Annotated in this window: 23 protein-coding genes; 7 read left to right on the top strand and 16 right to left on the bottom strand. The window is 67.0% G+C overall.

Features of this window, described 5'->3' with window-relative positions:
- Positions 1-17 precede the first annotated feature (17 nt).
- Positions 18-917, top strand: a complete 900-nt coding sequence (locus tag FURADRAFT_RS06700) for a LysR family transcriptional regulator (protein ID WP_008953377.1) — start codon at positions 18-20, stop codon at positions 915-917.
- A gap of 41 nt (positions 918-958) precedes the next feature.
- Here FURADRAFT_RS06700 and FURADRAFT_RS06695 read toward each other — a convergent pair whose 3' ends face one another.
- The 7 genes from FURADRAFT_RS06695 to FURADRAFT_RS06670 all read right to left on the bottom strand — a co-directional run bounded on the left by FURADRAFT_RS06695 (position 959) and on the right by FURADRAFT_RS06670 (position 7,828).
- Entirely contained in the window at positions 959-2,302 is a 1,344-nt protein-coding gene (locus FURADRAFT_RS06695) for a sigma-54-dependent transcriptional regulator (RefSeq protein ID WP_008953376.1), read from the bottom strand.
- Positions 2,299-4,173: a sensor histidine kinase gene (locus FURADRAFT_RS06690; protein ID WP_008953375.1), complete on the bottom strand. Its 1,875-nt coding sequence runs from the start codon at positions 4,171-4,173 to the stop codon at positions 2,299-2,301. The genes FURADRAFT_RS06695 and FURADRAFT_RS06690 overlap by 4 nt, the downstream gene beginning before the upstream one ends.
- A 19-nt stretch (positions 4,174-4,192) precedes the next feature.
- Positions 4,193-4,990, bottom strand: a complete 798-nt coding sequence (locus FURADRAFT_RS06685) for an ABC transporter ATP-binding protein (protein ID WP_008953374.1) — start codon at positions 4,988-4,990, stop codon at positions 4,193-4,195.
- Between the two features lie 11 nt (positions 4,991-5,001).
- Entirely contained in the window at positions 5,002-5,769 is a 768-nt protein-coding gene (locus FURADRAFT_RS06680) for an ABC transporter permease (RefSeq protein ID WP_008953373.1), read from the bottom strand.
- Positions 5,770-5,777: 8 nt separating this feature from the next.
- Complete coding sequence (locus FURADRAFT_RS21005) at positions 5,778-6,374, bottom strand: ABC transporter substrate-binding protein (protein ID WP_008953372.1); 597 nt, start codon at positions 6,372-6,374, stop codon at positions 5,778-5,780.
- Between the two features lie 11 nt (positions 6,375-6,385).
- Positions 6,386-6,745: a type 2 periplasmic-binding domain-containing protein gene (locus tag FURADRAFT_RS21000; protein WP_008953371.1), complete on the bottom strand. Its 360-nt coding sequence runs from the start codon at positions 6,743-6,745 to the stop codon at positions 6,386-6,388.
- A 294-nt stretch (positions 6,746-7,039) separates the two neighbouring features.
- Entirely contained in the window at positions 7,040-7,828 is a 789-nt protein-coding gene (locus FURADRAFT_RS06670) for an inositol monophosphatase family protein (protein WP_008953370.1), read from the bottom strand.
- A gap of 141 nt (positions 7,829-7,969) precedes the next feature.
- Here FURADRAFT_RS06670 and FURADRAFT_RS06665 point away from each other — a divergent pair, with 141 nt between their 5' ends.
- Both FURADRAFT_RS06665 and FURADRAFT_RS06660 read left to right on the top strand, forming a co-directional pair.
- Entirely contained in the window at positions 7,970-8,734 is a 765-nt protein-coding gene (locus FURADRAFT_RS06665; RefSeq protein ID WP_008953369.1) for an RNA methyltransferase, read from the top strand.
- Complete coding sequence (locus tag FURADRAFT_RS06660) at positions 8,712-9,662, top strand: DUF1853 family protein (protein ID WP_008953368.1); 951 nt, start codon at positions 8,712-8,714, stop codon at positions 9,660-9,662. The genes FURADRAFT_RS06665 and FURADRAFT_RS06660 overlap by 23 nt, the downstream gene beginning before the upstream one ends.
- Positions 9,663-9,873: 211 nt before the next feature.
- Here FURADRAFT_RS06660 and fnr read toward each other — a convergent pair whose 3' ends face one another.
- Positions 9,874-10,629, bottom strand: a complete 756-nt coding sequence (gene fnr / locus FURADRAFT_RS06655; protein WP_008953367.1) for a fumarate/nitrate reduction transcriptional regulator Fnr — start codon at positions 10,627-10,629, stop codon at positions 9,874-9,876.
- Between the two features lie 133 nt (positions 10,630-10,762).
- On the opposite strand from fnr, the gene hemN reads away from it, so the two are divergent.
- Positions 10,763-12,172 carry an oxygen-independent coproporphyrinogen III oxidase gene (gene hemN, locus FURADRAFT_RS06650; protein WP_008953366.1) on the top strand — a complete coding sequence of 470 codons (1,410 nt, stop codon included), beginning with the start codon at positions 10,763-10,765 and terminating at the stop codon, positions 12,170-12,172.
- Positions 12,173-12,259: 87 nt separating this feature from the next.
- On the opposite strand, the gene FURADRAFT_RS06645 is transcribed toward hemN, so the two are convergent.
- The 3 genes from FURADRAFT_RS06645 to hmpA form a co-directional block, all read right to left on the bottom strand.
- The gene (locus tag FURADRAFT_RS06645; RefSeq protein WP_008953365.1) at positions 12,260-13,243 is read right to left on the bottom strand and encodes a patatin-like phospholipase family protein; all 984 of its coding nucleotides are present in this window, start codon (positions 13,241-13,243) and stop codon (positions 12,260-12,262) included.
- A gap of 389 nt (positions 13,244-13,632) precedes the next feature.
- Positions 13,633-14,094, bottom strand: a complete 462-nt coding sequence (locus FURADRAFT_RS06640) for an RrF2 family transcriptional regulator (RefSeq protein WP_008953364.1) — start codon at positions 14,092-14,094, stop codon at positions 13,633-13,635.
- A 57-nt stretch (positions 14,095-14,151) separates the two neighbouring features.
- Positions 14,152-15,369 (bottom strand): NO-inducible flavohemoprotein, encoded by a 1,218-nt coding sequence (gene hmpA, locus FURADRAFT_RS06635; RefSeq protein ID WP_008953363.1) that lies wholly within the window; start codon positions 15,367-15,369, stop codon positions 14,152-14,154.
- Between the two features lie 164 nt (positions 15,370-15,533).
- Between hmpA and FURADRAFT_RS06630 the strand changes: the two genes are divergently transcribed.
- Positions 15,534-15,746, top strand: a complete 213-nt coding sequence (locus FURADRAFT_RS06630; protein ID WP_008953362.1) for a hypothetical protein — start codon at positions 15,534-15,536, stop codon at positions 15,744-15,746.
- A gap of 37 nt (positions 15,747-15,783) precedes the next feature.
- On the opposite strand, the gene queF is transcribed toward FURADRAFT_RS06630, so the two are convergent.
- Positions 15,784-16,623, bottom strand: a complete 840-nt coding sequence (queF, locus tag FURADRAFT_RS06625; protein WP_008953361.1) for an NADPH-dependent 7-cyano-7-deazaguanine reductase QueF — start codon at positions 16,621-16,623, stop codon at positions 15,784-15,786.
- A gap of 55 nt (positions 16,624-16,678) precedes the next feature.
- Complete coding sequence (gene murJ / locus FURADRAFT_RS06620) at positions 16,679-18,211, bottom strand: murein biosynthesis integral membrane protein MurJ (protein WP_008953360.1); 1,533 nt, start codon at positions 18,209-18,211, stop codon at positions 16,679-16,681.
- Between the two features lie 128 nt (positions 18,212-18,339).
- Between murJ and rpsT the strand changes: the two genes are divergently transcribed.
- On the top strand, positions 18,340-18,606 hold the full coding sequence (rpsT, locus tag FURADRAFT_RS06615; RefSeq protein ID WP_008953359.1) for a 30S ribosomal protein S20: 267 nt from the start codon (positions 18,340-18,342) through the stop codon (positions 18,604-18,606).
- A 114-nt stretch (positions 18,607-18,720) separates the two neighbouring features.
- A complete protein-coding gene (locus FURADRAFT_RS06610) occupies positions 18,721-19,800 on the top strand; it encodes a phospholipase A (protein ID WP_008953358.1) in 1,080 nt (359 codons plus the stop codon).
- Positions 19,801-19,809: 9 nt separating this feature from the next.
- Here FURADRAFT_RS06610 and FURADRAFT_RS06605 read toward each other — a convergent pair whose 3' ends face one another.
- From FURADRAFT_RS06605 to fabI, 3 genes are read right to left on the bottom strand one after another with little or no spacing between them, the layout of a single operon-like run.
- The gene (locus FURADRAFT_RS06605) at positions 19,810-20,964 is read right to left on the bottom strand and encodes an acetate/propionate family kinase (RefSeq protein WP_008953357.1); all 1,155 of its coding nucleotides are present in this window, start codon (positions 20,962-20,964) and stop codon (positions 19,810-19,812) included.
- Positions 20,961-21,896 (bottom strand): phosphate acetyltransferase, encoded by a 936-nt coding sequence (locus tag FURADRAFT_RS06600; protein ID WP_008953356.1) that lies wholly within the window; start codon positions 21,894-21,896, stop codon positions 20,961-20,963. Before FURADRAFT_RS06600 ends, FURADRAFT_RS06605 begins: the two co-directional genes overlap by 4 nt.
- A gap of 14 nt (positions 21,897-21,910) precedes the next feature.
- Positions 21,911-22,687 (bottom strand): enoyl-ACP reductase FabI, encoded by a 777-nt coding sequence (gene fabI / locus FURADRAFT_RS06595; protein WP_008953355.1) that lies wholly within the window; start codon positions 22,685-22,687, stop codon positions 21,911-21,913.
- Positions 22,688-22,762: the final 75 nt, after the last annotated feature.

Genomic DNA, 22,762 nt, shown 5'->3' with positions numbered 1-22,762 from the left:
CTCGGCCTTTCCCCTCCATGACCCTGAAGCAACTCGACGCCTTCTTCTGTGCCGCGACCTGCACCAGCTTCGCCGTCGCGGCCGAACGGCTGCATCTGTCGCTCTCTTCGCTGTCGAAACGTATCGCGGAGCTGGAGCAATCGCTTGGCGAGAGCCTGTTCGATCGTAGCGGCCATCGCGCCGTGCTGACCCCGGCCGGGGCCCGCCTGCTGCCTCATGCCGCCGAGGTGCTGCAGTCCGCCGACCGGCTAGTGCTTGCGCTGGGCAAGGACAGCGGGTTGACCGGGCGCTGCCGTTTTGGTGTGGGCGAGCTGGCAGCGCTGACGTGGTTGCCCAAGCTGCTGACGCAGGCCCGCGAGGCGTTTCCCCGCCTGGTGCTGGAGCCCTACGTCGACATCGGCACCGTGCTGGAACAACGCGTCAGCGACGGTGAGCTGGACTTCGCGGTGGTGGCGGGACGCTCGTCGCGCAGCACCGTGCTGTCGCAGCCGGTGGGCCAGGCCCATTTCCTGTGGGTGGCGTCTCCCGCCCTGGTGGGGGCGAGCCGGGTGCTGAGTGCCGAGCTGCTGCGCGCGCTGCCGCTGATCACCCTGCACCTCGGCGCCGGCACGACGCGCTTGCTGGACGACTGGCTCGGCACCCAGCCGGTCGAGATTGAGCGACGGCTGACCTGCAATGGCTGGGGGGCGGTGGCGGGGATGCTGGTTGACGGCGTCGGGATCGGCTTTCTGCCGGAGGGGTGGGCGCATGCCCTGTCGCGGCGTGGCCAGCTGTGCATCGTGGAGAGTCAGCCGGCGCTGGCCCCACTCCACTACACCTTCCAGTCGCGGCGGGACGACACCCGCCTGGTGGTGCTGAAGCTGCGCGACATGGTAAGCCGCGTCGCCGATTTCTCGGCGACCAGCGGGCTGTTCTGAGTGGCGGCGGGTGCGGTGCCTGTTTCGAGGATGACGCTGGATCAGCGGCGATATCGCTCCGGGTCGAGACCGTGGCGGTGCAGCTTGTCGTACAGCGTCTTGCGCGGCAGTTGCAACAGCTCGGCGGCCTTGATCACCTGGCCGCCGCTGCGGATGAGCGCGGTCTCGATGCAGGCTTTCTCCGCCGCCTCCACCACGGCGGCGAGCGAGACCTCGCCGCCAGCCGCAGCGGGTGCCATCTCCGCCTCCAGGCCGTCGCCCAGGCCCAGGCAGTAGCGTTCGGCGACGTTGCGCAACTCGCGTACGTTGCCCGGCCAATCGTGGCGCTGCCAGCGCGCCAGATCGGCCGCGCTCCACTCCGGCAGCGGGCGGTTGAAGCGGGTCGCGGCCTGTTGCAGGAAATACGCCATCAGGAGCGGGATGTCGGCCTTGCGCTCGCGCAACGGCGGCAGGTCGAGGCGCGCCACGTTGAGGCGGTAGTACATGTCGCTGCGGAACCGTCCGGCGTCGGATTCGGCCTTGAGGTCGGCCTTGCTGGCGGCGATCACCCGGCATTCCACCGGGATCGCTTCGTTGCCGCCCAGGCGCTCGATGGTGCGTTCCTGCAGCGCCCGCAGCAGCTTGATCTGCAGCGTGAGCGGCATGCTCTCGATCTCGTCGAGAAACAGCGTGCCGCCGTGCGCCAGCTCGAACTTGCCGATGCGGCGCTTGGCGGCACCGGTAAAGGCGCCGCTCTCGTGGCCGAAGATCTCGCTTTCGAACACGCTCTCCGGCAGCGCGCCGCAGTTGAGCGCGACGAAGCGCCCGCGCCGGCCGCTGGCGGCATGGATGGAGCGTGCCACTACCTCCTTGCCGCAGCCGGTCTCGCCGTTGAGCAGGATGTCGACCCCGGTGGGGGCGAGCGCAGTCACCAGCCGGCGCAGGTTCTGCATCGCCGGGGTCTGGCCGATCAGCGGGGAATCGCCGCTGGCCTGCAACTGCTCGCGCAGGCGGCGGTTTTCCAACTGCAGCGCGCGCTTTTCCTGCGCCCGCCCCGTGACGTCGGCCAGCCGCTCGGATGGGAATGGCTTCTCGATGAAATCGTAGGCGCCTTCGCGCATCGCCTGCACCGCCAGCGTGACGTCGCCGTGGCCGGTGATCAGGATCACCGGCAATTCCGGATCGAGCCGGCGCGCCTGTTGCAGCAGCGCCAGGCCGTCTTGTCCGGGCAAGCGCACGTCGCTCACCAGCGCCCCGGGCGAGGCCTGTTCGAGCGCTGCCAGCGCGCTCTCGGCGTCGCCGAAGTCGGTCACGGCAAAGCCCGCCAGCCGCAGCGCCTGGGCGCAGCCGTGGCGCACCACCGGGTCGTCCTCGACCAGGAACACCGGCAGCGAGAGGTCGGTCATGAGAGGGATTCTCCTGAAGTGGGGGCCGCCGGCAGGTCGAGCCGGAACACGGCGCCGGCACCGTCGGCGTTGCCGGCGGTGAGCGTGCCGCCGAAGCTCTCGACGATGGCCAGCGAAATGGCCAGGCCGAGACCCAGCCCCTGGCCCGCCGGCTTGGTGGTGTAGAAGGGTTCGAACAGCCGCTCCAGCGCCTCGGCCGGCAGGCCGGGGCCGTGGTCGCGCACCGTCAGCCGCAACCGCGTGCCGTGACGCACGGCGTGGAGTTCGAGGCGCGGCGCAGCCTGCCCGGCCATGGCGTCGAGGCCGTTGCGCAGCAGGTTCACCAGCACCTGTTCCAGCCGCACCACGTCGGCCCAGGCCTGCAGTTCCGGGGCGATGTCGGTCGCGATCACCGCATCGAGTTCGCGCCGGCGCGGCTCGACGATCAGGCAGGCGTGCTCCACCGCCTGCGCCACGTGCACCGCGGCGGTATCGGCCGGCGCCTGGCGCGCGAACGACTTGAGCTGGCCGAGGATGCGGCCGAGGCGGCCGGTGAGCTGGCCGATCAGGGTGAGGTTGTCGCGCGCCTCGTCGTAGCGCGCCAGTTCGATCAGCTTCACGGCGTTGTCGGACAGGGTGTTGAGCGCGGCGAGCGGCTGGTTCAGTTCATGGGTGACGCCGGCGGCCATCTGCCCCAACACCGCCAGCTTGCCGGCCTGTACCGCGCTGTCGCGCGTCTCGCGCAGGATGCTTTCGGTGCGCTTGAGTTCGTCCACGCGCTGTCCCAGCGTGGTGTTGGCGGCCTGCAGCGCGGCGGTGCGCTCGACGATACGCGCCTCGAGCCCGGCCTCGACGCGGCGCAGCTCGGCCTGGGCCGCGCGCCGTTCCGCCAGGCGGCGCCGGCGCTGCTGCCAATACACCGTCAGCGCCAGCACGAAGGCGGTGGCGAAACCCAGCGCGGCAGCGCCGCCGGCGGCGTTCTGGCGCGCTTCGGCCAACTCGCTGAACAGCAGCACGCGCCAGCCCAGCAGGCCGGCAGGGTGGGACTGCACCAGCAGCTCGCGCCGGGCGTTCCCCAGCGGCAGGCGCCGCTGCTCGCCGTGGCCGCGCAGGGCGGTGTCGGCGGCGAGCGGTGGCAGGGGGTAGTCGCCGTACTGGCGCTCGGCATGTAGCCGGTGGCGTACCGCGGGCGGCAAGGGGGCGAGGGTGTGATATTGCCAGGCGGACTCGGTGGCGAGAAACAGTACACCGTCTCGGTCGGCCAGGGCGAGGTGGTCGCCGCTGGCCTGCCAGGCGCGTTCGATGCTGTCGAGCTTGACCTTGACCACCACCACGCCGATCGGCCCGGTCGGGCTGGGCAGCGGGGCGGCCAGAAACACCCCGGGCTCGCGGGTGGTGCTGCCGATGCCGTAAAAGCGGCTCGGCCTCCCGTTGATGGCGCCCTGGAAGTAGGGGCGGTAGGCGTAGGAATTACCGACCAGGCTCAGTGGTGAGTGCCAGTTGGACGAGGCCAGGGTGCGGCCGCTGCGGTCTAGCAGAAAGGCCTGCGCCACCCCGGCGCGCTGCTGCACCCCTTCGAGGTAATGGTTCACTTCCGCCGTCAGTGCCGCATCGCTGGGCTGCGCCAGCAGCCTGGCCAGCCGCCCGTCCAGGCTCAGCACGTAGGGCAGCGCCTCGTGGCGGGCGAGCAGGTTGTCCAGGCTGAGGGCGTAGGCGCCGAGACGCTGGGCGTTGGCCTGGCGCTGCGCCGCCAGCTGGCCGCGCAGCAGCAGGGTGTAGGCCGTCAGCGCCACCAGCGCGCACAGCGCCAGTCCCGCCAGCGCCACCAGTACGGTGCGATGGCGGGGCCGGTTCAGGATGGGCAGGACGGAGGGAAGCGACAGGGCTGGCATGCCGTGGATTGTGCGGCAATCAATCCACGGCGGCCAGCTTCATCTCCGCCGCGGCGTGGCGCTGCTGCTCCTCCATCACCAGGCTCCCCAGCTCGCGCTTGAGCTCGTTGAACTCGGCGCAAGACGGGTCGCGATGGCGCGGAATGGCGACGCGGTGGTCGCGCTTGACCGTGCCCGGGCGGTAGGTCATTACCACGATGCGGTCGGCCAGGTAGATCGACTCCTCGATGCTGTGGGTGACGAAGATGATGGTCTTGCCGAACTCGGCCCAGATGCGCAAGAGCTCGTCCTGCAGGTTGCGCCGTGTGAGCGCGTCGAGCGCGCCGAACGGCTCGTCCATCAGCATGATCGGCGAATCCATCGCCAGTACCCGGGCGATCGCCACGCGCTGGCGCATGCCGCCGGACAGATCCTTGGGGAAGCGGTTGCGGAAGTCCTTCAGGTGCAGCTTGTCGAGCAGGCTGTCGACGCGCTCCGCCATGGCGCCCTTGCTCATGCCCTTGACCTCCAGCCCGAAGGCGACGTTTTGCGCCACGGTCATCCACGGGAACAGCGCGTACTCCTGGAACACCATGCCGCGCTCCGGCCCCGGCGCGGTGACTGCCTGGCCGTCCACCTGGATGGAGCCGGACGAGGGCAGCGAGAAGCCGGCGATGGCGTTGAGCAGGGTGGACTTGCCGCAGCCGGACGGCCCCAAGAGGCAGACGAACTCGCCCTGCTTGATGGTGAGGTTGATGTCCTTCAGCGCCACCACGTCGCGTTCCTGGGTGCGAAAGACTTTCTGGACGTCGCTGACGACGATTTGCGGGTTTTGCATGGTGCTGTTCCTCAGTGTTCCAGGCCGCGATGCCAGCGCAGCAGGTGGTTGTTGAGCGCGTTCATCGCGCTGTCGAGCGCCAGGCCCAATAGGCCGATGGTGATCATGCCGGCGATGATCTTGTCCGACCACATGAACTCGCGTGCTTCCAGGATGCGATAGCCCAGGCCGTCGTTGACCGCGATCATCTCGGAGACGATGACCACGATGAAGGCGGTGCCGATGCCGATGCGCACCCCGGTCAGGATGTAGGGGGTGGCCGCCGGCAGCATCACGCGGGTGAACAGCGCCAGCCGTCCCACGCCGAGGTTGCGCGCCGCACGCAGGTAGATGCCGTCGACGTGGCGCACCCCGGAGATGGTGTTCATCAACACCGGGAAAAAGGCGCCGATGGCGATCAGGAACACCGACGGCGGGTTGCCGAGGCCGAACCAGAGGATGGCGAGCGGGATGTAGGCGATCGGCGGGATCGGCCGCAACAGCTGCAGCATGGGGTTGAACAGGCCGTAGAGACGCGGGCTCGAGCCCATGGTCAGGCCCAGCGGCAGCGCCAGCGCGGCACCGGCCACGAAGCCCACCACCACGCGGTACAGGCTGGCGATGGAGTCGTGCACCAGCTCGCCGGACAGCAGCGCCTCCCACCACTTGGCGGCCACCGCCGACGGCGCCGGCAGCACGATGGGCGAAACCAGCCCGGTGCGGGCGCAGGCCTCCCAGACCAGCAGCACGACCACCGGGACGATGGCCCCGCGCACGAAGGATTTCAGGTGTTGTTGCATGATGGCCCTCACTTCACTTTCAGTTCGTTCTTGGCCTGCTGCAGCAGGTCGAGCTTGACCCAGTCCACCGCCTTGGGCGTCTTGGCCCAGTGGCCGATGCCGAACTTCTGCATGAAGTGGGTGGTGACGTCGAGGTGGAGCGGGGTGACGTCGTAGGTGTAGTCGGCGTTGTCCATCGCGTCGCGGAAGTCCTCGGCGCTCAGCTGCCCCTTGAACAGGTTCTCGCGCACGTACTTCTCGGCCAGCGGCGGGTTCTTGTTGAAGGTGCTGGTGGATTCGACGAAGCACTTCATCAGCCGTGTGGCGACATCGCGCTTGTTGTACAGCTTTTCGCTCATCACCAGCGTGCGTACCGGCTCGCCCATCGGGGTGTCGTAGGGTTTCATCAGCTCACGGCCGAACTGCTTCCGGATCGCCTGCGACGACTGCGGTTCGGACTGGCTCATGGCGTCGATCTGCTTGCCTGCCAGCGCCTGGTTGAGGTCGGGGTAGGAGAGATAGACCAGCTGCACGTCCTTGCCCGGCTTGTCCGACCAGGTCAGGCCGTTCTTCTCCAGTTCGGCCAAGAGCAGTAGTTCCTGCGGGCTGCCGCGGGTGACGCCCACCTTCTTGCCCTTCAGTCGCGCAGGGTCTTGATGCCGGATTCGGCCTGGGCCACGATGCGCGTCCCGCCCTTGGCGAAGCCTGCGACGACGTAGATGGGTACGCCGTTGGCGCGGCCGGAAATCGAGGCGTCGGCGCCGGAGGCGGCGAGGTCGACCTCGTCGGCGATGATGGCCGGCATGATGTCGGTGCCCTTGGCGAACAGGCGCTCTTCCAGCTTGATGTTGTACTTGCCGCAGATTTCCTTCATGTACGACACGGCGCCGTAGTGGGCGAACTTGAGGTTGCCCAGGCGCACGGTGTCCTGGGCGCTGGCGGCCTGGCTCGCGGCCAGGGCGCAGAACACGGCGATGGCGGTGGAATGACGCAGCATGGTTTGTCTCCTGAGTTATCGAACTGAACAGAGCGCTCGGCGGCGCCCTTGCCGTACTGGTTTGCAGGAAGCGTGCCATGCCGTGGTGTTTTGTAAACTATTGAATATTATGGGGTAAGTTTTTCGTTTCAGCGGAGGGCAGGGCGAAAGCCCAGACAAGGGCGGGAGTGTTGTGCGGTTTTTCGCACAAAGGGGAACCGGTCGGCGGGGAGAAGGGGAAAAGGTTGGCCGAAGCCGGCAGAAACGACAACGCCCCGGCGGGCGGGGCGTTGGAGGGCCGTGTCGGGAGAACGATCAGCCGACGTGCGGGGCCAGGGTGTGCAGCAGCTGCGCCAGCACTTTCGGGCTGCCGGCGACGATATCGCCGGATTCCAGCCAGCCGTCCTCGCCCTTCAGGTCGGTGACGATGCCGCCGGCTTCCTGCACGATCAGGCTGCCTGCCGCGATGTCCCACGGCTTGAGGTTGAGCTCCCAGAAGCCGTCGACGCGGCCGCAGGCCACGTTGCACAGGTCGAGCGCCGCCGAGCCTTCGCGGCGTACGCCGGCGGTCTTGGCCAGCACGTCCTTCAGCATGCCGAGATACTGGTCGATGTAGCTCTGGTCGGTCACCGGGAAGCCGGTGGCGATGACGCATTCGTTCATGGCGATGCGCTTGGAGACGCGGATGCGGCGGTCGTTGAGGAAGGCGCCGACGCCGCGCGAGGCGGTGAACAGGTCGTTGCGGTTGGGGTCATACACTACGGCCTGCTGGATCTGGCCCTTGTGCAGCAGACCGATCGAGATCGAGTACTGCGGGTGGCCGTGCAGGAAGTTGGTGGTGCCGTCCAGCGGATCGATGATCCACTCGAACTCGGCGTTACCCAGGCCTTGGGCGCCGGACTCTTCTGCTAGAATCCCATGCTTGGGGTAGGCGTCGAGAATGGTCGAGATGATGGCTTCTTCGGCGGCGCGGTCGACTTCGGAAACGAAATCGTTGTGCTGCTTCTTCTCGACGCGGATGGTGTCGACGTTGTGCGACGCGCGCTGGATGACGCTGGCGGCGCGACGGGCGGCTTTCACCGCGACGTTGAGCATGGGATGCATTGACGGCCTCTAGTAAAGACAAATGCCCCGGCTTTCCCGCGAGGGAAAGTCGTAGCATGAAACAATCTGGGTTAAGGAACGAAAAAACCCGGCACATGGGCGGGCTTTTGATAAGCCGTCTATTTTAATGCGAAATGGCCAATGAAGAAACCCGAAGTCCCTGATTTTTTGAAGAACATTCGTGTGGTGCTGGCGCGACCGAGCCATCCGGGCAATATCGGCTCGGCCGCGCGGGCGATGAAGACCATGGGGCTGTCGCGGCTCTACCTGGTCGAGCCCAAGACCTTCCCCAGCCCCGAGGCCGACACGCTGGCCTCCGGCGCGGTCGACCTGTTGCAGCACGCGGTAGTGGTGAACACCCTGGCCGAGGCGCTGTCCGATGTCACCGTGGCCTGCGCCCTCACCAGCCGCCGGCGCGAGCTGACCACGCCGCTGTCCACCCCGCGCCAGACCACGCCGGAACTGGTGGCGCGTGCGCGCGACGGCGAGCAGGTGGCGCTGGTGTTCGGCAACGAGACCTTCGGCCTGTCGATCGACGAGGTCGAGCAGTGCAACCGGCTGGTGACCATTCCCGGCAACCCGGAGTACTTCTCGCTGAACCTGGCGATGGCGGTGCAGGTGATGACCTACGAGCTGTTCAGCCACACCGGCGTCGACGTCGACTACCTGCGCGCCGAAGCGGAGAGCGCGACGCGCGACGAGGTGGAGGGCTTCTGCGGCCACCTCGACCAGACCCTGGCCGACATCGGCTACTACGAGCGGCGCAACGGCGAGCGCCTGATGCGCCGGCTGCGCACGCTGTTCAACCGCGCCCACCTGCTGCGCGAGGAGATCGACATCCTGCGCGGCTTCCTCAAGCAGGTACAGCGCGTGGCCCATCGCGATGACGGCCGACGCCAGCAGTAGCACCTTCTACCTGCCCTACGCGCACCCGGCGGTGCGCGATCTGGCCTTCCTGCTGACCGCGCCAACGCCGTGGCTGACCGGTGCCGACATCCCGCCCGAGCGCCTGCTGGGCGACGCCGGCCCGGCGCTGTTGGCCGAACTCGATCATGATCCCGCCCCGCTCGTCGCCTGGCTCGCCGCCCGCCCCACCACCCGTCTCGGCCGCTACGCCGAAAACCTGCTGGCGTTCTGGTTCGACCTTGCACCGCACATCGAGTGCGTGGCGGCCAATCTGCAGGTGCAGAACGGCCAGCAGCGCACCGTCGGCGAATTCGACTTCCTGCTGCGTATCGACGGCGAGCCGTGGCACCTCGAGACCGCCAGCAAGTTCTACCTGATGCTGGGCGAAGGTCGTCATACCCTGGTCGGCCCCAGCCTGCGCGATGCCTGGGCGCTGAAGGCGGCCAAGCTGCAGGATCAGCTCGCGCTGTCGCGCCACGCGGCGGCGCAACCCTTGTTGCCGCCCGGCTTCGTCGGCTGCCGCACCGCGGCAAGGCTGGCGGGCTGGCTGTTCTATCCCCATGCCGTGCTGCTCGAGCCGCCGCTGGCTCCCGACCTCCTCACCGGCTGGGCGCGCCCGCTGCTGGCGCCGTGGCCGCGGCGCTCGCTGGCGTCGCGCTGGGTGTGGCTGCCGCGCTTGCGCTGGCTGGCGCCGGCGCGGGTGGACGAGGCCGAGACGCTGGACGAGGACGCGCTGCGCCGCCACCTGGCGGCGGCAGAGGCGCCACAGCTGGTGGCCGAGGTCTTGCCGTTGGGGGGCGGGGACTGGGAGGAAGTGGCGCGCGGTTTTGTCTGCCCGCCGAACTGGCCGCCGCCGGCGCGACTGGCCGAGTTGCTCGACACGGTGCAGGAACTGGCCAATGGCAAGGCGGGAAGCGGGGGGCGCTGAACGCCATTGATGCCGCGCTGGCCGGTGGGCCGCCCGCGGACGCTAGGACCGCGGGGGCGCGGAAGGGCTCAGAACCTGTTTACGATCTGCTGCGCTTCGGCGATACGGCGTTAAAAACGACTTCGGAATGCTCATTTACTACGTGTAAACTCCGCATCCTCAGCCGTTTTTGCCTTGTCTCGCTCTAGCTCGCGAGATCGTAAACAGGTTCTCAGTGGTTCGGCGTCGGGTGGGCGTTGGCGCAGCCGGCGACCAACTGCTTGAGCTGCTCGGGCTGCTCCAGCTGGATGTGCTTGTGGTCCACCGCGATCCAGCCCTGCTGCTGGAACTTGGACAGGGTACGGCTCACCGTCTCCAGCTTGAGCCCCAGGAAGCTGCCGATCTCCTCGCGGCTCATGCGCAGGATGAAGTCGTTGGCGGCGAAACCGCGCACCGTCAGGCGCTGCGACAGGTTGATGAGGAAGGCGGCCAGCCGTTCCTCCGCCTTCATATTGCCCAGCAGCATCATCACGTTGTGATCGCGCACGATCTCGCGGCTCATCAGCCGGTAGAAGTGGTGTTGCAGCGAGGGAATCTCCAGCGCCAGGTTCTGCATGCGGCTGAACGGCAGTTCGCACACCTCGCTGTCTTCCAGCGCGACGGCGTTGCAGCCGTGCACGTTGGCCGAAATCCCGTCCAGTCCCATCAGTTCGCCCGACATGTGAAAGCCGGTGACCTGCTCGCGTCCGTCCTGGCTGGAGATGCAGGTCTTGAAGAAACCGGTGCGTACCGCGTACAGTGACTTGAAGCCCTCGCCGTTGCGAAACAGCGCTTCGCCACGTTTCAGGCGCCGGCTCTGGCGGATCACCGCATCCAGTCGCGTCATTTCCTCACGGTTCAGACCCAGGGGCAGACACAATTCGCGCAGCGTGCAGTTGGAGCAGGAGACCTTGAGGGCTTGCAGGGGAACAACAGTCGAGTCAGTCATGCGGCATGTCCGCTTCTGTTAAGTAAGCCTTGATGTTGGTCAAAGCGTTGGGCCTTGATGTCGGTCAAAGCGTTTCTGGGAGGTTTGCCGCAAATTTACCAGTCCACCACTGGTTTTTCCATCGCGAGACATCATGAACACCACCCACCCACCGTTTTCGCCCACACGTTGCGAGTTCGACCGCGCCCTGATTGCCCGTCTCGACGGCGCCGGCCCGCGTTATACCTCGTACCCGACCGCAGACCGCTTCACCGACGACTTCAGCGCCAAGGACTACCGTCACTGGCTGCAGCAGCGCAAGATCGGCGCCAACAGCCGTCCGATCTCGCTCTACGTGCATCTGCCGTTCTGCAATACCGTGTGCTATTACTGCGGCTGCAACAAGATCATCACCAAGGACAAGAGCCGCGCCGACCGCTACCTCGATTACCTGGAGAAGGAAGTCGGCCTGGTGGCCGACGTGCTGGGGCAGCGCGAAAAAGTGATCCAGCTGCACTTCGGCGGTGGCACCCCGACCTTCCTGTCGGATGAACAGCTGGAACGGCTGATGGGGATACTCCGGACCCGCTTCGAATTCTTGGCGGAGGGAGAATATTCCATCGAGATAGATCCGCGCAAGGTGACGCGCGACACCGTGCTGCATCTGGCGCGCCTGGGCTTCAACCGGATGAGTGTCGGGGTGCAGGATTTCGAGCCGCGCGTGCAGCAGGCGGTCAACCGCATCCAGAGCGAAGAGGAGACGCGCGTGGTGATCGACGCCGCGCGCGAGGCCGGCTTCCGCTCGGTGAGCGTCGATCTGATCTACGGCCTGCCGCTGCAGACCCAGGAGTCGGTGGCGGCCACGGTCGACAAGGTGATCGCCATGGGGCCGGACCGTATCGCGCTCTACAACTACGCCCACCTGCCTACCGTATTCATGCCGCAGCGGCGCATCAACGAGGCCGACCTGCCGCTGCCGCCGGTCAAGCTCGACATCCTGCAGCACTCGGTGGAACAGCTGTCCGCCGCCGGCTACGTGTTCATCGGCATGGACCACTTCGCCAAGCCGGACGACGACCTCACCGTGGCGCTGCGCCAGGGCCGGCTGCAGCGCAATTTCCAGGGCTACTCCACGCACGCCGACTGCGACATGATCGGCTTCGGCGTGTCGTCGATCGGCAAGGTCGGCCCCTGTTACAGCCAGAACGAGAAGGATCTCGAGAGCTACTACGCCGCACTCGACGAAAACCGCCTGCCGGTGCTGCGCGGCATGGTGCTGGACGGCGACGACATCCTGCGCCGCTCCATCATCCAGGCGCTGATGTGCCGCTTCGCGCTGTCGGTGGAAGCCATCGAGCAGGTGCACGGCATCAACTTCGCCGAGTACTTTGCCGCCGAGATGCCGGCCATCCGCGAGTTCCAGCAGCAGGGCCTGCTCACTTTCGACGGCGACTTCCTGATGGTTGAGCCCAAAGGCCGCTTCCTGATCCGCAACATCGCCATGGCTTTCGACCGCCACCTGCGCGAGCGCCAGACCAAGGCGCGCTACTCGCGCACCATCTGATCCTTTCCCTTCCCGCCACGGCCGCAGTGCGGTCGTGGCGCGCTCGTGCCGCAGGCTCCCCTTTCGCCGCGACGACGTCGCCCCGTGTCAGCCGATGCGCCGCCACAGCCGCATCGTGCTTTTTCTCCCGACTTCCGCACCGTGCTCTTGCAGCCAGGCCTGCGCCCGCTCGCGCCCGGCGGCAAACAACTGCTGCACCAGGCCGTGATGCGGCGTGAGCTTGCTCAGGCTGTCGAGCGCGCCGGTGGTAGCGTCCGCATCGATATGGTGCAGGCGCAGCTGGCGCAGGTGTCGCTCCAGGCGGCCCAGGCCGAACAGACTTCTGCCGGCTTCGCGCTTGGCGATGGCCAGCCCCTGCAACTCGGTATGCAGCGACGAGCCGAAGCTGATGTCGTTGAGGCGGCGCTCGACCGCGCCGGCACGCCCAGGCATCTCCTCCCACTGTTGCGGCACCAGCGTCACCAGCACGATATCGCGGGCGCGCCCCTGGTAGGCCAGCGGAAACAGCGGCGGGTTGGCGGTGAGGCCGCCGTCCCAGTAGGCTTCGCCGTCGATGTGTACGGTGTGGTGCAGCTGCGGCAGGCAGGCGGAAGCCAGCAGGTGCTCCACGCTCAGCTCGTGGGCATGGAACAGCTTGAGGCGTCCGCTGTTGACGTGGGTCGCGGCGATGAACAGCTGGATCGGGGTGGTGCGCAGCCGGGCGAAGTCGATGCTGCTGGCGATCAGCTCGCGCAGCGGGTTGTAGTCGAACGGGTTGAGCTGGTCCGAGGTCAGGAAGTGCGACAGCTGCAGCAGCCCTTGCAGCGCCACGGGCGGGGCGTGCGCCGCCGGCCAGGGGTAGAGCGCCGACAGCCGTTGCCAGAACTGTCCCAGCGCCTCGCGCGCGCCGTCGTAACCATCCTCCATCCAGCCGTAGGCCAGCAGCGCCGCGTTCATGGCGCCGGCACTGGCGCCGCTCAGCGCGGCGGGGTGATAGCGGCGTGTTTCCAGCAGCCTGTCCAGTACGCCCCAGGTAAAGGCGCCGTGCGCGCCGCCGCCTTGCAAGGCCAAGGCGATCTCAGTGGTCTTCATGGGTGTTCCCTTTCTCGAAGAAGCCAGCCTGCTACAGGCTAGAGCCGTTCTGTTGCGGGGATGTGTTGCCGGGGAATCTGCAACGCTGGGTGAGAGGTGGCGGGGCCACTCAGGCGGGACTGGGTGGTCATAGCATGGCGCCGACCCGGTTTAGGCAAGCAAACTTCCGGCCATGTTCCGCAGAGGGGGCGATATGTGGGGGATGCCGGCAGGGCAAAGTACGGCGGCAGACGTGGCCAGTCCGTCCCGGGCGATCGCCGCGGCCCGGTGGCGGGGAGCGCACAGGGCCGGAGCGGCCGATGCAGGGCGGGGAGAGCGGTGTCCGGTGCGGTGTCGCGCGGAGCGGCGCCGTGCCAGCGTCGAACCACCGGATAGGGCGGCGGAGGGCGTTAGGAGACGGTGCCCGGCTCCAGCGGACGGGGCCTGCGGTGCAGGCGGACGATGGCCTCGCCGGTCGGCGCGGCGACGGCGGAGGCCAGCGTGAAGCGGTTGAGCGCCTCGAAGAAGGCGGTGAGGCCGACGTCCAGCGCCGACTTGAGCTGGCAGCCGCTGCGCAGCGCACAGGGCGGCTCGGCGCAGTCGATCAGGTCACTCATGCCTTCCAGAGTGCGGATGACGTCGCCCAGCCGGTAGTGATCGGCCGGGCGCGCCAGCGCCAGCCCGCCGCCCTTGCCTCGGGTGGTGACCAGCCAGCCCTGCTGTGCCATGAAGTGCACCACCTTGACCAGGTGGTTGCGCGACACGGCGAAGCGCTCGGCGATTTCCGGGATGGTGACCGGGGTGTCGCGTTCGCGGTGGGTCAGGTACATCAATACCCTGAGGCCGAGGTCGGTGAAGCGGGTCAACTGCATGATTCGTTCTGTCTCGAGTGATGCGGGCAGGATACCCCTCCCACCCGCGCGGCACAATCAGCCGGCTATGGTATGCGAGCCGAACACTTCGTAGTGGATGCGCCCGCCGTCCACCCCGGCCGCCAGCAGCCAGTCGCGCTGCGCCAGCATGAACGCCAAGGGGCCGCACAGGTAGTAGTCGGCATCCGGCAGCAGCACCTGCTCGCGCACGGCGCCCAGGTCGACGCGGCCTTGCTGGTCATAGTCTTCGCCCAGGCGGTCTTCGGCACCCACTTCTTCGTAGAACACCACCTTGCTGACGTTGTCGCATTCCGCCGCCAGCTGGTTGACGTGGCGCTTCATGGCGTGCACCGCACCGTTGCGACAGCCGTGGACGAAGGCGACGCGGCGCGGGCTTCGCGTCAGCACCAGATGGTTGAGCATGGCGATCATCGGCGTCACGCCAACCCCGCCGCTGATCAGCACGACCGGGGTGCTGCGTTCTTCGTGCAGGAAGAAGTCGCCACCCGGCGGGGCCAGTTCGAGCTGGTCGCCTTCGTGCACGGTGTCGTGCAGCAGGTTGGAGATGCGTCCGGCCGGGGTGCTGCCGTTGCCGGGCTCGCGCTTGACCGAGATGCGCAGGTAATCCTGGCCTGGTGCGTCCGACAGGCTGTACTGGCGCGGCTGCAGCAGCCCCAGTTCCGGCACGAAACGCTTCAGCGTGATGTACTGGCCGGGACGGAAGCCGGGTACCGCGCCCTTGTCGGACGGGGAGAGGTAGAACGAGGTGATCTCGCTGCTTTCCGCCACCTTGCGGGTGACGGTGAAGCTGCGTACGCCGGACCAGCCGCCGCGGCTCAGCGCGCCGTCGGTGTAGAGCTGCTGCTCCGCCGCGATCAGCAGGTCGGCGAGCTGGCCGTAGGCCAGGCGCCAGGCTTCCAGCAACTCGTCGCTGGCGGCTTCGCCCAGCACTTCGCTGATCGAGGACAGCAGATGATGGCCGACGATCGGGTAATGCTCGGCACGGATGCCCAGGCCGACGTGCTTGTGGGCGATGCGCATTACCACCGGCGCCAGGACCGAAGGATCGTCGATGTGTTCGGCGTAGCCCAGTACCGCCAGCGCCAGCGCCTGCTGCTGCTGGCCGGCCTCCTGTTTGGCCTGGTTGAACACGTGCTTGAGTTCCGGGTTGTGGCTGAACATGCGGCGGTAGAAATGGCTGGTCAGGGCGACGCCGTGTTCGCGCAGAACCGGTACGGTGGCTTTGACGAGTTCGCGGTGCTGGCTGCTGAGCATGTGAAGTCCTTATAAGTTGTCAAAAAAATACATCTTATCGGCGATACCTATATCAGCATGTTCTGATACTGGACGCGCCGCCACTAAAGATGTATCAATAGTACATGTTTAAAAAGGGTGCTGTCACCTGGCACGTGCAGCGCCGTCGGCAAAAGGTGCGAATCATGCAACAAGGAATGGAACGTATTGCCCTGGTCACCATGCTGGTGTCGTTGTCGGTGTTCAGCGTCGGGGTCTACACCGCCTATTTCCGCGAAGCGGAGGTGGCGATGCCGCTGCTGATCGCCGCGCACCTGTCGCTGACGGTGGCGGCCGGCCTGTTCAAGGTGGGGGCGGTGGTGCTGATGGCCTGCCGCAAGGCGCGGCGGACTGCGTGACGAGGTTGGCCGAAGGGCTTCGGCCAACCTTGGGCCTTTACTGGCGCGCGGTGCGCACGTTGGCCGGCGCCGGCTCTCCGCCATTGCTGCGGAAGGGATTGATGTCGAGGCCGCCGCGCCGGGTATAGCGCGCGTACACGGTGAGTTGCTGCGGCTGGCAGGCGCGCAGCACGTCGGTGAAGATGCGCTCCACGCACTGCTCGTGGAACTCGTTGTGCTGGCGGAAGCCGATCAGGTAGCGCAACAGGCTCTCGCGCTCGATGCGCGGTCCGATGTAATGGATCTGCACGCTGCCCCAGTCAGGCTGGCCGGTCACCAGGCAGTTCGACTTCAGCAGGTTGGAGCACAGCGTCTCGCTGACGATGTGCGACAGATCGGCCGAAAGCCGTGCCGGATCGGGGTGATAGTCGCTGACCTCGATGTCGAGGTCGTCGATGTACTCGCCGGCCAGCTCGTCGATCCGTTCCCGCGCAAAATCCTGCGGGCTCGTCAGGCTGACGGCGACCGGGCCACCGGCCGCGCGCGACAAGTCCAGCGCGAGTTGGGCCTGCAATCGCGCCATGCTGTCGAGCCGGGTCTGGTTGTAGCTGTTCAGGTAGAGCTTGAACGACTTCGACTCGATCAGGTTCGGGGTGTTGGCCGGGATGCGGAAGGTGGCGATCGCCACCTGCGGCTTGCCGCGGGCGTTGAGCCACGACAGCTCGTAGCCGGTCCAGATGTCGACGCCGGCAAACGGCAGCGCCGAGCCGTCCACGCCGATCTCGTCGCGCTTTTGCTGGCGCGGGATCGGGAACAGCAGCTCCGGTGCGTACTGGTCCTGGTACTGCACGGTCTTGCCGAGCGGCGACTGTTCGGGGGTCTTGGTGTTGCTCGCCATCGTCTCGTTACTTTCCTTATTCCGGACAGGGCCAAGGCCGGCCCTGTCCCGTTGCTCAGTGTTCGCGGCGCATGAAATCGCTGGGTCGGAAACCCTGCGCGAACAGCAGGCCGAAATACATCGCCACCCCGGCCATGATGATGGCCGACAGCCAGCCCACGCGCTGCCACGAGTGGCCGTGCCAGTTGATCGGCAGCCACAGCGCCGCCACCAGCAGCGCCGCCATGCCGCCCACCGCCACGCCCAGGCGCAGCAGGAAGGAGCGCCAGCCCGGCTGCGGTTCATACACCCCCTGCTTGATCAGCAGGTAGAGCAGCAGCCCGGCGTTGAGGCAGGCGCCCAGCCCGATCGACAGCGCCAGCCCCGCGTGTTTGAGCGGAAACACGAAGGCCAGGTTCATCAGTTGGGTCAGCAACAGGGTGACGATGGCGATCTTCACCGGCGTCTTGATGTTTTGGCGCGCGTAGAAGCCCGGCGCCAGCACCTTCACCAGGATCAGACCCAACAGGCCGATGGCGTAGGCGATCAGGGCGCGCTGCGTCATCAGCGCGTCGTGCGCCGAGAACTTGCCGTACATGAACAGCGTCGCGATCAGGGGCTGGGACAGCACCGCCAGGCCGACCGTGGCCGGCACCGCCAAGAGCAGCGACAGGCGCATGCCCCAGTCCAGCAGTTTGGAATACTCGTCGTTGGCGCGGCTGGCGGCGTGCTTGGACAGCGACGGCAGCAGGATGGTGCCGAGCGCCACGCCCAAAACGCCGGTGGGGAACTCCATCAGGCGGTCGGCGTAGTACATCCACGACACGCTGCCGGAGGCCAGAAACGAGGCGAAGATGGTGTTGATCACCAGCGAGATCTGCGCGATCGACACCCCGAAAATCGCCGGTCCCATCTGCCGGATGATGCGCCACACCGCCGCGTCCTTCAGCGCCAGGCGCGGCCACGGCAGCATGCCAACCTGCTTCAGGTAGGGCAGCTGGTAGGCCAGCTGCAGGATGCCGCCGATGAACACCGCCCACGCCAGCACCAGCACCGGCGGGTGGAAGTAGGGCGCCAGCAGCAGGGCGCACAGGATGAACGAAATGTTCAGGAAGGTCGGCGTGAACGCCGGCACCGAGAAGCGGTTCCAGGTGTTGAGCACGCTGCCCGCCAACGACGACAGCGAAATGAACAGGATATAAGGGAAGGTGATGCGCAACAGCTGGACGGTCAGGTCGAACTTGCCGGTATCGTTGGCGAAACCGGGTGCCGAGATCCAGATGATCCACGGCGCGGCCAGCATGCCGAGCACGGTGACCGCCAGCAGCACCAGCGCCAGCATGCCGGACACCGCGGCGAGAAAGTGCCGCGTCTCGTCCTCGCCCCGTTGCTGCTTGTATTCCGCCAGCACCGGCACGAAAGCCTGGGAAAACGCCCCCTCGGCAAACACCCGGCGCAGCAGGTTGGGGAGCTTGAACGCCACGAAGAAGGCGTCGGTGGCGAGTCCGGCGCCAAAGACGCGGGCAATGATGGCGTCGCGGATGAAACCCAGCACGCGCGACACCATGGTCATGCTGCTGACGGTGGCAAGAGCCTTGAGAAGGTTCATTGGGCGGAAAAACCGGTTGGGAGGATTTGCAAGCCGGCTAGTTTACGCGGGACGGATTGCTGTTGCAAAACCAGAGTATAGGGCTTAGAATCGCGGGTTTCAGATTCCGCTCATCAGGAGAAAGTTTCATGGCTAATAGCGCACAAGCTCGCAAGCGTGCACGCCAGGCTCTCAAGCAGCGCGCGCATAACGCCAGCCTGCGTACTGCGTTCCGTACCGCAGTGAAGAAAGTGATCAAGGCTGTTGAAGCCGGTGACAAGGCTGCTGCCAAAGACGTGTTCCAGGCTTCCGTTAAAGTGATCGACCGCATTGCCGACAAGGGCGTGTTCCACAAGAACAAGGCTGCTCGTCACAAGAGCCGTCTGTCCGCCCAGATCAAGGCCATGGCTGCCTGATCCGTCCGCAAGGACAGCGAATATGCAAAGGCCCCGCATCGCGGGGCCTTTTGTTTTTTTGGAACCGTCGGCGCCGGCAGGGGGTCATACCTTCTTTTTTTGCCGATGACGCCCATGTCCATTCTGCGCTGGCTGCCGGGTTTGCCGCTCCTGCTGCCGCTGATGAGCCATGCCGAGAGCGCCGGGGAGGCGCTGGGCCGATGCGCCGCCTTGCCCGCGGCCGAGGCACGGCTCGCCTGTTTCGACGCTGCCGCCACGGCGGCCCGGCCGCCTGCCACCGCCCTTGCCACCGCTCCGGCCTTGGCGGAGCCTGCCGTAAACACCACCGAAGCAATGCCCGCGCCTGCTGCCATTCCTCCTGCAGCGGAAGAGCGTGCCGAGCCGGTGCCGGAGAGTACGGCGCTGGCCAAGCTGTGGGATCTGGATCAGGATGCTCCGCACCGTACCTTCCTGCTGCGCGGCCACCGGCCCTCGTATTTCCTGCCCGGCTGGTACCAGGTCGCTCCCAACACGGCCCCGTCCACGCCGACACACGGCACCACTGCGCAGGATCTCGACCACACCGAAGTCAAGTTCCAGCTCTCGTTCAAGAGCAAGGTCTGGCAGAACGTGCTGGGCACGCCGGCCGACCTGTGGTTCGGCTATACCCAGCAGTCGCACTGGCAGCTCTACAACAAGCCGCAGTCGTCGCCGTTTCGCGAAACCGATTACGAGCCTGAAGTCATGGCCAGCCTGCCGGTCGATTGGTCCGTGCTGGGCTGGCGGGTACGGCTGTTGGGCGCCGGCTTTGTGCATCAGTCCAACGGCCAGAGCGACCCGCTGTCGCGCAGCTGGAACCGGGTGTACGGACTGCTCGGCATGGAGCGCGGTCCGCTGACGCTGACGGCGCGCGCGTGGCAGCGGCTGCCGGAGCCGGTAGAGAGCGACGACAACCCCGACATCCTGCGCTACTACGGCTATGGCGACCTGCAGGCCCAGTATCGCTGGAACGACCATACCCTGGCGGCGCTGGCGCGCTACAACCCGTCGTCCGGCAAGGGGGCGTTGCAACTGGGCTGGACCTTCCCGCTGGCCGGCCGCCTGCGCGGCTACCTGCAGTACTTCAATGGCTACGGCGAGAGCCTGATCGACTACAACCATCGCAACCAGGGCATCGGCTTCGGCCTGATGCTCAACGACTGGGCGCAGGGCTGACGGCGGCGCTCAACCCAACAGCAGGGCGGCGCTGCGCAGCATTTCGCCTTCCTCGTCGGTGGGAATCATCCAGGCGCTGCGCGGGCTGGCCGACGTCGTCAGGCGGCGTGCTTGCGCCAGGTTGGCCGAAAGATCCAGTTCGAAGCCGAGCCAGGCCAGCTGCTTGACGACGCGGGCGCGGATTTCCGGCGAGCGCTCGCCGATGCCAGCGGTGAAAATCACCGCGTCCAGCCCCTTCATCGCCGCCGCCAGCGCGCCGATTTCCCGGACCACGCGGTAGCAGAACAGTTCGACCGCCTCGCGCGCCGCCGGCACGTGGCTGGCGAGCAGCTCGCGCATGTCCGCCGACAGGCCCGATACCCCCAGCAGGCCCGAGTTCTTGTAGAGCTCGCGCCGCACCTCGGCCACCCCCATGCCCTCGTGCTCTATCCAGTACAGCAGCACTTCGGGGTCGAGGGCGCCGGGGCGGGTGCCCATCAGCAGGCCGTCCACCGCGGAAAAGCCCATGCTGCTGGCGACGCTGCGCCCCTGCACCATGGCGCAGGCGCTGGCGCCGCTGCCCAGGTGGCACACCACCACCTTGGCTTCGGCCAACCCCAGTTCGGGCAGGCGGCGCGCGATGGCGGCGTAGGAGAGGCCGTGAAAACCGTAGCGCCGCACCCCTTCGGCATGCCAGTGGCGGGCGATGCCGAAACGCGTCGCCACCTCCGGCTGGCTGGTGTGGAAGGCGGTGTCGAAGCAGGCGATCTGCAGCAGCCGCTCGTCCAGTGCGGTGAAGGCGTCGATCACCGCCAGGCTCACCGGCTGGTGCAGCGGGGCGAGCGCGACGAACTCCTCCAGTCCGGCGCGCACCTGCGGCGTGAGCCGGACCGGTTCGCTGAAGCGGTTGCCGCCGTGCACCACGCGGTGCACTACCGCCGCGACCGTCATCTGGCGGTCGGCCAGGGCGTTGATCACCGCCGCCACCGCCAGGTCGCGGCCGTTGCCGGCCAGCTCCTGTTGCAGCAGCGGCAGCCCCTTGCCGTCGGTCAGCGTCAAGCGCCCGCCGTCCTGGCCGAAGTGCTCCACCAGCCCCTTGACCAACAGGCCGTGGCCGTCGGCGCTGTAGGCGCGGAACTTCAGCGTGGCCGAGCCGGCGTTGATCGCCAGGTGCACTTTCTTCATGCCAGCGGCTCCCGCCTTTGTTTGCCGTGCGCCAGCAGGTTTGCCACCGCGGTGGAGGCGAGCCGGCCGTTGGAGTCGTCGGCGCGGCTGGTCAGCACGATCGGCACGCGCGCGCCCATCACGATCCCGGCGGAGGCGGCGGCAGCGAGGTAGGACAGCTGCTTGGCCAGCATGTTGCCGGATTCCAGGTCGGGCACCAGCAGGATGTCCGGGTCGCCCGCCACCGGCGAGACGATGCCCTTGGTCGCCGCCGCCTCGCGCGAGATGGCGTTGTCGAAGGCGAGCGGGCCGTCCAGGATGGCGCCGGTGATCTGGCCGCGGTCGGCCATCTTGCACAGCGCGGCGGCGTCGATGGTGGAGCGCATCTCCGGGTTGATGGTCTCCACCGCCGCCAGGATCGCCACCTTGGGGCAGGCGATGCCCAAGGCATGGCACAGGTCGATGGCGTTCTGGCAGATGTCGCGCTTGGCGGTGAGGTCGGGCTCGATGTTGATCGCCGCGTCGGTGATGAACAGGTAGCGCGGGTAGCTCTCCACCTTCATGATGAACACGTGGCTGATGCGGCGCTCGGTGCGGATGCCGCTGCTGCGCGCCGTGACCTCGGTCATGAATTCGTCGGTGTGCAGGCTGCCCTTCATCAGGATGTCGGCGTAGCCGTCGCGCACCAGCGCCACCGCCTGCTCCGCGGCGGCGTGGCTGTGCGGCACGTCGATGGTCTCGAAGCGGGTGAGGTCGACGCCGAGTTCCTCGGCCAGTTTCTTCAGCTTGGCCTGCGGCGCGATCAGGATCGGCCGGGCGATGCCGTGGTCGGCGCTCTCCACCGCGCCCATGAGCGCCTCGCGGCTGCACGGATGCGCCACCGCCATCGGCAGCGGCCCGAGCTGCTCGGCCTGTTGCAGGATATCGTCGAAAGCTTGATCGTCATGCGTCATGCTCGGTGTCTCTCTCAGGCCATGATGTGGGAGCCGCCGTCGACATAGAAGGTGTCGCCGGTCAGCGAACGCGCCGCGTCCGAAATCAGGAAGGCGCAGGTCTGGCCGACGTCCTCGATGTCCACTAGGCGGTTCTGCGGCGCGCGCGCGATGGCGTCGTCGATCAGCTGGTCGAAATGGGCGATGCCGGAGGCGGCGCGGGTCTTCAGCGGCCCCGGCGACACCGCGTGCACGCGGATGCCCTGGCTGCCCAGTTCGTGCGCCAGATAGCGCGTGACGCTCTCCAGCGCCGCCTTGACCGGTCCCATGATATTGTAGTTCTGCACCACTTTGTCGGCGCCGTAATAGCTCATGGTGATCAGCGTGCCGCCGTGTTTCATCAGCGGCTCGGCCAGGCGCGCGGTTTCGATGAAGGAATAGCACGATACCTGCATCGCCTGCTGGAAACCGGCCAGCGACACGTCGGTGACGCGCCCGTGCAGATCCTGCATCGGGCAGAAGGCGATGGAGTGGATGACGAAGTCCAGTTCGCCCCACTGCTGGCCGATGGCGTCGAACACTGCGGCGAGCTGGCCCGGCTGTTCCACGTCGAGCGGCAGCACCAGGGGGGATGCCAGCGTGTCCGCCAGCGGGCGCACGTACTTTTCGGCCTTTTCGTTGAGGTAGGTGACGGCACACTCCGCTCCCTGCGCCTTGAGAACTTTGGCGCAGCCGTAGGCGATGCTGTGCTCGTTGGCGATGCCGATGATCAGGCCTTTCTTGCCGGCGAGCGGTGACTGGATGTTTTTCATGAGCTTCCCTTTTTCCTACTGACGCGTTCAGACCACAGCTTCGCCGTGTGGGATTGCGGTGGTGTGACGAAACAG

Source organism: Pseudogulbenkiania ferrooxidans 2002, from assembly GCF_000174355.1.
Classification (GTDB): Bacteria; Pseudomonadota; Gammaproteobacteria; order Burkholderiales; family Chromobacteriaceae; genus Pseudogulbenkiania; species Pseudogulbenkiania ferrooxidans.
This window is presented reverse-complemented; position numbering and strand designations above follow the sequence as displayed.